Annotated in this window: 12 protein-coding genes; 6 read left to right on the plus strand and 6 right to left on the minus strand. The window is 71.6% G+C overall.

Annotated features, from left to right (window positions below; all coding sequences use genetic code 11):
- The first annotated feature begins 27 nt into the window (after positions 1 to 27).
- Positions 28 to 363 carry an ArsR/SmtB family transcription factor gene (locus ACWD3C_RS26170; protein ID WP_451147915.1) on the plus strand — a complete coding sequence of 112 codons (336 nt, stop codon included), beginning with the start codon at positions 28 to 30 and terminating at the stop codon, positions 361 to 363.
- Positions 364 to 1,149: a cation transporter gene (locus tag ACWD3C_RS26175; protein ID WP_451147917.1), complete on the plus strand. Its 786-nt coding sequence runs from the start codon at positions 364 to 366 to the stop codon at positions 1,147 to 1,149. It abuts the gene before it with no gap.
- Here ACWD3C_RS26175 and ACWD3C_RS26180 read toward each other — a convergent pair.
- Positions 1,127 to 1,519 (minus strand): DUF4333 domain-containing protein, encoded by a 393-nt coding sequence (locus ACWD3C_RS26180; RefSeq protein WP_451147919.1) that lies wholly within the window; start codon positions 1,517 to 1,519, stop codon positions 1,127 to 1,129. The two genes, ACWD3C_RS26175 and ACWD3C_RS26180, sit on opposite strands and share 23 nt — an antisense overlap.
- Before the next feature lie 196 nt (positions 1,520 to 1,715).
- On the opposite strand from ACWD3C_RS26180, the gene ACWD3C_RS26185 reads away from it, so the two are divergent.
- Positions 1,716 to 2,894, plus strand: a complete 1,179-nt coding sequence (locus ACWD3C_RS26185) for a sensor histidine kinase (RefSeq protein ID WP_451147921.1) — start codon at positions 1,716 to 1,718, stop codon at positions 2,892 to 2,894.
- 249 nt (positions 2,895 to 3,143) lie between these two features.
- On the opposite strand, the gene ACWD3C_RS26190 is transcribed toward ACWD3C_RS26185, so the two are convergent.
- The 5 genes from ACWD3C_RS26190 to ACWD3C_RS26210 form a co-directional block, all read right to left on the minus strand.
- Positions 3,144 to 4,688 carry a gamma-aminobutyraldehyde dehydrogenase gene (locus tag ACWD3C_RS26190; RefSeq protein WP_451147923.1) on the minus strand — a complete coding sequence of 515 codons (1,545 nt, stop codon included), beginning with the start codon at positions 4,686 to 4,688 and terminating at the stop codon, positions 3,144 to 3,146.
- Positions 4,689 to 4,691: 3 nt separating this feature from the next.
- Positions 4,692 to 5,789: a proline racemase family protein gene (locus ACWD3C_RS26195; RefSeq protein ID WP_451147925.1), complete on the minus strand. Its 1,098-nt coding sequence runs from the start codon at positions 5,787 to 5,789 to the stop codon at positions 4,692 to 4,694.
- Positions 5,789 to 6,706 (minus strand): dihydrodipicolinate synthase family protein, encoded by a 918-nt coding sequence (locus ACWD3C_RS26200; protein WP_451147927.1) that lies wholly within the window; start codon positions 6,704 to 6,706, stop codon positions 5,789 to 5,791. Before ACWD3C_RS26200 ends, ACWD3C_RS26195 begins: the two co-directional genes overlap by 1 nt.
- Before the next feature lie 46 nt (positions 6,707 to 6,752).
- Positions 6,753 to 7,997 (minus strand): NAD(P)/FAD-dependent oxidoreductase, encoded by a 1,245-nt coding sequence (locus tag ACWD3C_RS26205; protein WP_451147929.1) that lies wholly within the window; start codon positions 7,995 to 7,997, stop codon positions 6,753 to 6,755.
- Between the two features lie 168 nt (positions 7,998 to 8,165).
- Positions 8,166 to 8,762 carry a short chain dehydrogenase gene (locus ACWD3C_RS26210; RefSeq protein WP_451147931.1) on the minus strand — a complete coding sequence of 199 codons (597 nt, stop codon included), beginning with the start codon at positions 8,760 to 8,762 and terminating at the stop codon, positions 8,166 to 8,168.
- A gap of 70 nt (positions 8,763 to 8,832) precedes the next feature.
- Between ACWD3C_RS26210 and ACWD3C_RS26215 the strand changes: the two genes are divergently transcribed.
- The 3 genes from ACWD3C_RS26215 to ACWD3C_RS26225 all read left to right on the plus strand — a co-directional run.
- Positions 8,833 to 9,699 carry a LysR family transcriptional regulator gene (locus tag ACWD3C_RS26215; RefSeq protein WP_451147933.1) on the plus strand — a complete coding sequence of 289 codons (867 nt, stop codon included), beginning with the start codon at positions 8,833 to 8,835 and terminating at the stop codon, positions 9,697 to 9,699.
- Between the two features lie 178 nt (positions 9,700 to 9,877).
- Positions 9,878 to 10,423, plus strand: a complete 546-nt coding sequence (locus ACWD3C_RS26220) for an alanine:cation symporter family protein (protein ID WP_451147935.1) — start codon at positions 9,878 to 9,880, stop codon at positions 10,421 to 10,423.
- Between the two features lie 132 nt (positions 10,424 to 10,555).
- On the plus strand, positions 10,556 to 10,647 hold a 92-nt coding region (locus ACWD3C_RS26225; RefSeq protein WP_451141418.1), incomplete at its 3' end, for a helix-turn-helix domain-containing protein.

Consider the following 10,647-nt stretch of genomic DNA (forward strand, 5'->3'; position numbering starts at 1 on the left):
ATTCAGGAAGTTGTGTACTGTTGTGGTGTGCTGACCATCGCCACCGACATCGAAGTGCTGGCGCGATTCGGCCGCGCGCTCGCCGACCCCATCCGCTGCCGCGTCCTGCTCGCCCTGCGCGAGGCCCCGGCGTACCCCGCCGACCTCGCCGACCGGCTTCAGGTCTCCCGTACCCGGCTGTCGAACCACCTGGCCTGTCTGCGCGACTGCGGCCTGGTCGTCGCCGTGCCCGACGGCCGGCGCACCCGCTACGAACTGGCCGACGAGCGTCTCGGACACGCGCTGGACGACCTGAGGACCGCCGTGGTCGCCGTGGCGGCGGACCGGACCTGCGAGGTCGCCGACGAGAAGGGGTGCTGCTGAATGACCGCGATATCCCTCGGCCCCGACCCGGCCCGTCGTGACGTACTCGCCCGGCGCATACGTCTGCTGGTCGCCGTGACGATCACCTACAACGTCATCGAGGCCGTCGTCGCCCTCACCGCGGGCGTCCTCGCCTCCTCCACCGCGCTGATCGGCTTCGGCCTCGACTCCGTCGTCGAGGTCTCCTCCGCCGCGGCCGTCGCCTGGCAGTTCACCGCGCGCGACCACGCCGTCCGGGAAGCCCGGGAGAAGAGGACGCTGCGCATCATCGCCGTCTCCTTCTTCGCCCTCGCGCTCTACGTCACCGTCGACTCCGTACGCGCACTGACCGGCACCGGCGAAGCCGGCCACTCGGTGCCCGGGATCGTGCTCGCCGCCCTCTCCCTGGCGGTCATGCCGTTCCTGTCCGCCGCCCAGCGCGGGGCCGGACGCGAACTGGGCTCCGCCTCCGCCGTCGCCGACTCCAAGCAGACCCTGCTCTGCACGTACCTCTCCGCCGTACTCCTGGCCGGACTGCTGGCCAACCTGCTGTTCGGCTGGTCCTGGGCCGACCCGGTCGCCGCCCTGGTCATCGCCGCCGTCGCGGTCAAGGAGGGCCGCGACGCCTGGCAGGGCAAGGGGTGCTGCGCTCCCGCCACCGGTCACGCTCCCGCCACCGGTCACACGCCCACCATCGGTCATGTGCCCACCACTGGTCACGTGCCCATCACCGGCCACACGCCCACCGGGGCCGGACCGGACGGATGCTGCCGCGCCGACGGCGTCAGCGTTCGAACCTCCAGGTGACCTTCGGTCCCGCGGGGTCCCCCTCGACCTCGATCACGCGGATCGGGATGGTGACCCGCTCGCCGTCGGCCCGCGCCGTGCACGTCCCGGTCGTGCCGACCACCGCCTTCAGAGGGGTCGGGCAGGACACGTCGTGGATGTTCCGTCCGACCCAGGGCAGCGGGTGGTACCAGCCTTCGATGCGGGCCTCCAGGAGGGGGCCGCGGAGAGCCGGGTGGCCGTCCACCTCCGTGAACAGCGTGGGGTTGGACAGGGAGATCGTGGTGTGCTGCACATTCCTGATGGCGAGGGGGTAGGTGATGGCACCACCGACGGCGGCCACGGTGACCGCGCCGCCGACCGCGCCGACGAGAAACCTGCTGTGCCGCATCGCGTACTCCTGAGAACCGGGGACCGGGACCGGGGACTGGGGACTGGGGGAGGAAGCGGCTCCAGCTTCGCCCGCGGGTACGTCCGCGCGCCTCGGCCGTACGGCCATGAGCCCGCGCGGCGGCTCCTCGGCTTCCTCGGTTCCCTCGGCCGTTCGGCCGATACCGCCGTCGGCGGACGAGCATACGGTGATCCGTATGAGAACCCCTTCCACCCGGGGCTGTGCACGGGGCTTCGCCGTCGGAGCCATGGTCATGGCGTCCATCGGCGACCTGGGCGCCGCAGTCGACTCACGCGCCCCCGTGTGGCCGGTCGCCGTCGTACTGGCCGTCGGTCTCGCCGCCGTGCTGTGGCCGGCCGGCACACCGTCGGGGAAGCGGGCGGGTCCGCCGTGGCTCACCGTGCAAGCGCGCACCGCCGTTCCCGCGCTCGTCTCCATCGCCTACACCGTGAGTTCGCTGGTGGCCGACTGGCGCGCCCCGTTCGGGCCGGGAGAGGTGGCGATCCTGCTGTGCCTGCTCTTCGTCGCCGTACGCCACTGCCCGCCCCGCTGGGCCCTGACCTGCGGGATCCTGGACGGCGGGGCTCTCCTCCTCACCCCGGTCCGCTTCTTCGGGAACCCGGACGAGGGGGCGCAGGCGTTCCAGCTGTTGGGGCTGATCCTGATCGGCCTCACCGCCGGGATCGCCGGCTACTCGCGCTCGCTGGACTACCGGCGCACCGTCGCGGTCGGCGAGACGCGCCGCGCCGAGCGCCTGGCCATCGCCGCCGACCTGCACGACTTCGTCGCCCACCACGTCACCGGCATCCTCGTCCAGACGCAGGTGGCCCGCATGATGGCCGCCACCCGCCCCGACGAGCTGGACCCGGTCCTGGCGGGCATCGAGGGCGCCGCGACCGAGGCCCTGGCCTCCATGCGCCGCACCGTCGGCGTGCTGCGCGACACCGGGCCGGAGGCCGCGGACCGCCGCCCCGTCGGCGACCTGGCCGCCGTCGTCGGCCTGACCGAGGGCTTCGCGGGCCCCGGCCAGAAGGTCGTCCTGCACCGCGACCCGGCGGTGCCGGACGACCTCCCGCACGAGGTGCAGGCCGCCGCCTTCCGGGTCGTGCAGGAGGCGCTGACCAACGTACGCCGTCACGCCGCCGACGCCACCGAGATCAGTGTCGTCCTGCGCTACGACGGCCGGCACCTGGAGGCCATCGTCACCGACGACGGCCGCGGCGGCACCCAGTTGCCCGAGGCCGCCCGCGGCGGCGGCTTCGGCCTCGTCGGCCTGACCGAACGCGTCACCGCCCTCGGCGGCCACCTGCGCACCGGCCCGCGCCCCGGCCACGGCTGGGAGGTGCGGGCCGTGTTCCCGGTACGCAAGCCCTGACCCGGCCCCCGGCCGAGTTGGAACGCGGTGGCGCACAGGAAGCCCAGCGCTCCGCCGGAAGTGCCGGGATGTGCCTGACGTCGTTCGTCTGCGGCGCCGTCGTGGCTGGTCGCGCCCACGCGGCGGAGCCGCATGGTGACACCGCCCCGCGCCCTTTCGGGGGCGCTGCCCAACCGCAGCGGACTCCGCCCGACCTGCTTCGTCGAGGACCGGGCCGATGTCCGGGGGTGGCGTCCCCCGGCGGGTCGGTCAGCGGCTGGTGAACACCACGTCGTGCCAGGACTTGTGCTGGTCGCCGGTGATCTCCGACATGACGTGCTTGACGTTGGTGTACTCGTCGAAGGAGTACGCCGACATGTCCTTGCCGAAGCCGGAGGCCTTGTAGCCGCCGTGCGGCATCTCGCTGATGATCGGGATGTGGTCGTTGATCCAGACGCAGCCCGCCTGGATCTCGCGGCTCGCGTATCCGGCGCGGAAGACGTTGCCGGTCCAGGCCGAGGCGGCCAGCCCGTAGGGCGTGTCGTTGGCCAGGCGGACGGCTTCGTCGTCGCCGTCGAAGGGCAGGCAGACCAGGACCGGACCGAAGATCTCCTGCTGGACGATCGGGGAGTCCTGCGCCGCGTCGGTGATGAGGGTGGGCTCGTAGTAGGCGGCCCGGCCCAGCGGACCGTCGGGGATTCTTCCACCGCGCACGACCGTGGCGCCGGACTGGCGGGCGGCCTCGACCATGGCGGCGACCTTGTCGCGCTGCTTGAAGGAGATCAGGGAGCCCATGTCGGTCTCGGGGTCGTCGACCGGCCCCAGGCGTACGCCGTCCATGAGCGCGGCCACCCGCTCGACGAACGCCTCGTACAGGGGGCGCTGGACGTAGGCGCGGGTGGCGGCCGTGCAGTCCTGGCCGGCGTTGATGAGGGCACCGGCCACGGCGCCGCGGGCGGCGGCCTCCAGGTCGGCGTCGTCGAAGACCACGAAGGGGGCCTTGCCGCCGAGTTCGAGGTGGACGCGCTTGGCCCACCCGTCGCCCGACGGCTGCCCCGGCACGACGGCGCTGCGCGCCGGCGCCTCTCCTCCGACCGCCTGCGCGGCGACCTGGCGGCCGACCGCCGTGGACCCGGTGAAGGAGACCATGGCGACGTCGGGGTGGGTGACCAGGGCCTGCCCGGCGACCGCTCCGCTGCCGGTGATGATGTTGATGACGCCGTCGGGAATCCCGGCCTCCTGCGCCGCCTCGGCGAACATCACCGAGGTGAGAGGGGTGAGTTCGGACGGCTTGAGGACCACGGTGTTGCCGGCGGCGACGGCGGGCAGCACCTTCCAGGCGGCCATCTGCAACGGGTAGTTCCAGGGGGCGATGGAGCCGATGACGCCGATGGGTTCGCGGCGGATGGTGGAGGTGTGTTCGCCGGAGTACTCCGCCGAGGCGCGGCCTTCCAGATTGCGGGCCGCACCGGCGAAGAACCGGACGTTGTCGATGGTGCCCGGGACGTCGAAGCCCCGGGTCAGCCGGATCGGCTTGCCACCGATGCGGCTTTCCGTCTGCGCGAACTCCTCGCTGCGGGCCTGGAGCCGGTCCGCCCAGCGCAGCATGGCCTCGGAGCGCTCGGCGGGGGTGGTGCGCGACCATGCGGCGAAGGCGGCGCGGGCGGCGGCCACCGCCTCGTGCACGTCCTCCGGTCCGGCCAGGGTGTCGGTGGCCAGGACCTCGCCGGTGGCCGGGTTGGTCACCGAGTGCTGCTCGCCGGACGTGCCGGAGCGGCGCTTGCCGGCGATGAACTGCTGTCCGGTGGTGTCCATGAGTCAGGTCTCCAGTTCGGTCTCGGTCGGCAGGGAGTTCTGTTCGCCCCACAGGTCGCCGAGCGTGTAGCCGTGCGGGAAGGGGTCGGTCTCGTCCAGGACGAACTGGCTGTACGCGGTGATCCAGCCGCGTCCGCTGATCGTCGGCTGTACGGCTTCGTACGGGCCGATCCGGGTGGTGCCCAGGAGCGTGCCGGTGAAGGTGGTGCCGATGATCGACTCGTGGACGAACGGTGTGTTCAGGGGGAGTTCGCCCCGGGCGTGCAGGGCGGCCATACGGCCGCTGGTGCCGGTGCCGCACGGGGAGCGGTCCAGGGTGGCGGTCCAGGTCGCCGGGTCGGACAGGTCCACGTCGCCGTTCGGCAGGACGACCGCGTTGCGGCCGGAGACGCCGGGCGTCGGCGAGGGGTCGTGGATCATCACCAGGGAGATCTGGTTGATGCCCGGATTGAGCGGGTGGCTGACCGGGAACTGCTGCTGGGCGGCGGTCCGCAGCACCGCTCCGGCGCGGGTGATCTCCTTGGCGGCACCGGGCTCCAGACGGATGCCGAGGTCCGCGGCGCTCGCCTGGGCGTAGAACTGCCCGCCGAAGACGATGTCCACCGGCACGGGCCCGTACTCGGGCAGCTCCAGGACATGGCCGAGGGCGATCGCGAAAGCGGGCACGTTGGCGAAGGTGACCCGCGTGGCCTTGCCCCCCTCGACGTCGACGCGGACCCGGACGAGGCCGACGGCGGTGTCCACGGTGAGGGAGGTGACCGGCTCGGTGACCGGCACCGCGCCCGTCTCCACGAGGGCGGTGACGGCGCAGATCAGGTTGGAGCCGGACATGGGGCGGAAGCCGCCCTGTTCCAGCACGACCAGCCCGAAGTCGGCGGCCGGGTCGGCCGGGGGCAGCACCAGGGCGCCGCACAGGGCCGGGTAGCCGCGCGGCTCCCGCAGCAGGAGCCGGCGCAGCTCGTCGAGGTGCTTCTCGCAGTACTGCAGCCGTTCGGCCATGGTGGCGCCCCGGACGTGCAGATGGCTGCCGATCAGCACGCGTCCCGGCTCGCCCTCGGCGTGGACGTCGATCGCGTGGACGCGGCGGTGCTGCGTGGCCATCACACGGCTACCGGGTCTGCGGAGGTCTCGACACCGGCGACGGTGAGCAGCGCCCGGAACTCCTCGCGGTACTCCGGGGCCAGCGGCAGGACGGGCGCGCGGGTGGGGCCGGCGCTCACACCGACGAGGTCGACGCCGGTCTTGATGCCGCAGGCGTAGTTGTGGGACTCCAGGAACTGGCAGATCGGGAAGATCTTCGCCCACAGCTCGCGCGCGGCGTGCAGATCGGCCCGGACGGCGAGGGCCTCGTACAGGTCGGCGCACAGTCGGGGGATCACGCTGGCGGTGCCCCACACGCCGGCCTTCGCGCCGCCGGCGAGCGCGGCGAAGGTGAGTGTGTCCCAGCCGTTCAGGGTGGTGATGTCGTCCGCGTGCTGCTGCTGGACGGCGGAGAGCCAGGAGAAGTCGCCGCCGGTGTCCTTGTAGGAGGTCACCGCGGTCTCGCGGGCCAGCTTCGCCAGCTGCTCGGGGGTGAGCTGCACACCGGTGGCGGAGGGGATGTTGTAGTACATGATCGGGATGTCGATCGCCTCCGAGACCGCGCCGAAGTAGGCGAGGAGCTCCTCGAAGGACGGGGCGTCGTAGAACGGCGGCACGATCATCACGGCGGACGCGCCGGACTTCTCGGCGTGGACGCTCAGCTCCACGGTGTCGGCCGTGCTCAGCGCGCCGGTCCCGGCGACGACCGGGACGCGTCCGGCGGCGGCCTCGACGTACAGCTCGTTGACGTGCTTGCGCTCGTTCAGGGTCAGCGTGGTGAACTCGCCGGTGCTGCCGCCGGGGACGAGGCCGTGGATGCCCCCGGAGATGATGTGGTCGGCCTGGCGCTTGACGCCCGCGGCGTCGACGGCGGAGCCGTCCGCGGTCAGCGGGGTGACGACGGCGGCGAGAATGCCGGTGAACTGTGGGGCGCTCATGGAAGATCTCCTCAGGTCAAAGGTAGGGAACGGGAGCTGGTGAAGGTCACCGGCGGGTGAAGCGGAGCGGGGAGACCGCCTCGGCGACGGCCGGGAGACGGTTCCGCGTGATCGCCTCGGTGATGATCTCGGCGGTCGCGGGAGCCAGGGTGAGGCCCAGCATCCCGTGGCCCGAGGCGACATAGACGTTGGGCAGTGGGTGGAGCCGGCCGATGAGGGGCAGGCCGTCCGGGGTCATGGGCCGCAGGCCCGCCCAGGGTTCGGCCTCTCCCGGCGGGTTGTCCCAGCCGGTGAAGGCGTCCGCCGCGGCCTTCTTGATGGCGGCGACGCGCCGGAGGTTGACGCTCTCCTCCAGGCCGCCGAACTCCATCGTCCCGGCCAGCCGAAGAAACCCGTTGAGCGGGGTCACCGCGACCCGTGCGTCCTCCAGCGTGAGAGAGGTGCGCAGCCGCACGGGGGCGGGGGAGTAGTCGACGCTGTACCCCTTGCCGGGGCGGATGGGCAGCGGGGCGCCCAGTTCGCGGGTCATACGGCCGGTCCACACGCCGGATGCCAGGAGCAGGGTGTCGCCGGTGAACTCGCCCCGGTCGGTCAGTACGCCGGTGACGGTGTCGCCCCGGCGCAGGAAGCGCTGTACCGGGGTGTCCTCGTGGATCTCCACGCCCAGTTCCTGACAGCGCTTGACCAGGCCCTGGGTGAGGGAGTCGGGCTCGACCTGCCGGTCGTCCGGGAAGAACAGACCGTGGCGGGCCCGGCTGTTCAGCGCCGGTTCCCGGGCCTGGACGGCGTCGTCGTGCAGGTGCTCGGGAACCATGCCGAACCGCTCGAAGACATCGAGGGAGGCGCACTGCTCCTCGTAGCGCTCCCGGGTCTCGAAGGCCAGCAGGACGCCGGCCTTGTGCATCTCGAAGGAGATGCCGTCCCGGGTCCAGTCGTCGAGGAGGTCCATGGTGCCCTCGGCCAGACGGAGCTGTGTCTCCAGGCCGTGGCGGAAGTCCCGGGCGGTGCAGTGCCGGGCCATGGTCAGCATGAACTTCAGGAAGCCCGGGGCGAGGGAGGGCTTGACGTACAGCGGGCTGTCCGGCTTCAGCATCCACTTCAGGCCCTGCAGGATGACTCCGGGGGCCGGAACCGGGCCGCTCTCCGCCAGCGCGATCTTGGCCGCGTTGCCGTGCGTGGCGGCGGAGCCCGCGCGCCGGGCGTCCAGCACCACCACTTCACAGCCGCTCCCGGCCAGCCGGTAGGCACTCGCCAGGCCGACGGCCCCGGCGCCGACAACGATGATCCGCATGGAGTCGTGTACCTCCCGACTGAGAATGGATGCAGATTGTCAAACAATCTCCCTAGGGTTGACGCTAGGCTCGTCGCCCGCCGCAGTCAACAAGCGGCGGTGAACTTGTTGTGAATGAGAAGGGGGTCCCCGCATGTGCGGAGACCCCCTGGGCTGCGAAAACGCCTACTACAAAGCGTAGACCTGCCCGGTCTGGGCGCCCTCGACGGAACGGACGTACGCCTGGGCCACATCGGCGAGATCGACCGACGGCATGCCGGGGAAGTAGTCCCCGTAGACGTCGAGGCTCTCGGTGAAGACCGTGGGGCTGACGGCGTTGACGCGCTGCGGGGCGATCTCGATGGCTGCGGCGCGTACGAACGCCTCCACCGCGCCGCCCGCCATGGACGCCGCGCTGCCGGTGGGGATCGGCTCGCGGGCCAGGATGCCGGTGATCAGGGTGAAGGAGCCGCGCTCCGCGATGCGCGGGATCCCCTGCCGCACGAGTTCGATCTGGCTGAGCACCTTGCCCCGGAAGGCGGCCAGGTAGTCCTCGGGCGTCATCTCGGTGACCGGCTTGAACGGCGTGTCACCCGCGGCGCTCGCCACCGCGTCCACCCGGCCGATCCGGTCGTACAGGTCGGTGATCTGCGCCGGGTCGGCGATGTTGTAGCGCAGGTCACCGCCACTGCGTCCCACAGCGAGGACCTCGTGTCCGCGGTCTGCGAGTGCCTTGTGAACGGCCGTACCGAGCGTGCCGGTGGCGCCGATGAGAAGAATCTTCATGGCCGCGAGGCTAGGCCGGGCAGGCTTCGCGCGGGAAATGCCTGCCGGGAAGCATTTATGCTCCAGGGTTATGAATGTGGAGCTACGGCACCTGCGGGCGCTCGCCGCGATCGGCGACGAGGGCACCATCACCGGCGCCGCGGCCGTGCTCTACATCAGCCAGCCCGCGCTCTCCCGCACCCTGGAGCAGTTGGAGGGCCGGGTCGGCGTGCGCCTGGTGGAGCGCACCACCCGCGCACTGGCCCTCACCGAAGCGGGCCAACGGCTGTACGAGCGTGCCCACCTGATCCTCCATCAGCTGGACGACGCGCTGGCGGAAGCCGCGGCGGGGGTGCGGCCGCTGCGTATCGGTTTCGCCTGGGCCGCGCTCGGCGACCGTACCGTGCCGCTGCTGCGCACCTGGCGCGAGGAACACCCCGACACCCCGGTACGGGTGCACGGCAGCGACGACCCGGAGGCGGCTCTGCGCCGAGGGGAGATCGACGCGGCGCTCCTGCGCACCGCGCCCGCTCCGGGCGGCGGGCTGGAGGTGCGGACGCTGTACCGGGAGGGGCGCCTGGCCGCCGTGCCCGAGGACGATCCGCTCGCCCGTCGCGCAGGCGTGCGTCTGACCGATCTGTCCGACCGGCCGGTGGTGCTCTGCGCCACCGCCGCGACCACGGCCGGCCTCTGGCCCGAGGGACGGCGCCCCCGGACGTTCGAGGTCGGCAACGTCGACGAGTGGCTCACCGTGATCGCCACGGGAGAGGCGGTCGGCGTCACCGCCGAGGCCACCGGGCACAGCCATCCGCACCCCGGCGTCCGCTACCTGCCCCTGACGGACGCGCCCCCGGTGACGGTCCGCCTGGCCTGGCCGCGCGTCCCCACGCATCCGGCCACCCACGCCTTTCTCGGCCATCTGCGGGCCATGACCGGCGCCGTGGGCGTGGAGCCGTAGCCGCCATCGAGGGGGGCGCCGTCTCGCTCACGGCCGACGTGCGCTGACGTACGCCGACGTATCTCGCGCGAGATTCCGTGAGTGGGCCGCCATGCTCCGAGGCCGGCCATTCATGATCGACGCAGAGGGAACATCACATGCAAGAATTCCTCACCACGATCTACGACTTCTGTCAGGAATGGTCAAGCACCTTTTCGGACGTGCTGAATCGGACACGGGCACCTCCTCGTTCCAGGCATTCGCCATGGCCCTCGGAGGGCGTGTGGGCGTGGGCAACATCGCCGGCGTCGCCACCGCTATCGCCTACGGCGGACCCGGCTCGATGATCGCCACCGCCGTTCTCACCGCTTCCAGCGCGTTCATCGAAGCCACGCTCGGCCAGATCTACAAGGTCAAGTCCGAAGGTGAATACCGCGGCGGCATTCCCTGGTACATCGAAAAGGGCCTCGGTCTGAAGTGGCTCGCGGTCGCGGCCGCCGGCGTCGCGGTGCTCTGCTGCACCCTGCTGATCCCCGGTGTGCAGTCCTCGACCATCGTCACCTCGATGGACGCCGCCTTCGGCGTCCCGACCTGGCTGTCCGGGCTGATCCTGATCGGACTCCTCGGGTTCGTCGTCTTCGGCGGCACGAAGCGCATCGCCGCGTTCGCCGAGAAGGCCGTGCCCTTCATGGCCGCCTGCTACCGGGATTCATTCGCAGTGCTCCGGCGTTCACGCCGGAGGTGAAGCGAATCAGCTGGGTGCGGCGCGGAGCGTCGCGGTGTCGTTCCGGCGGAGCCGGACCCTGCTGGCGACGGTGATGCTTCGCTCGTATGTTCCCGATGACGGCGCTTGTTCGGCGTGTCTAGTGTGATGGTCGTGCAGCTCCGGTACGCCTTCAGGTTGTACCCGGACACCGGTCAGCGGATCGCGCTGGCGAAGGCGTTCGGGTGCGCCCGCGTGGTGTTCAA

Source organism: Streptomyces sp. NPDC002845 (genome assembly GCF_053591955.1).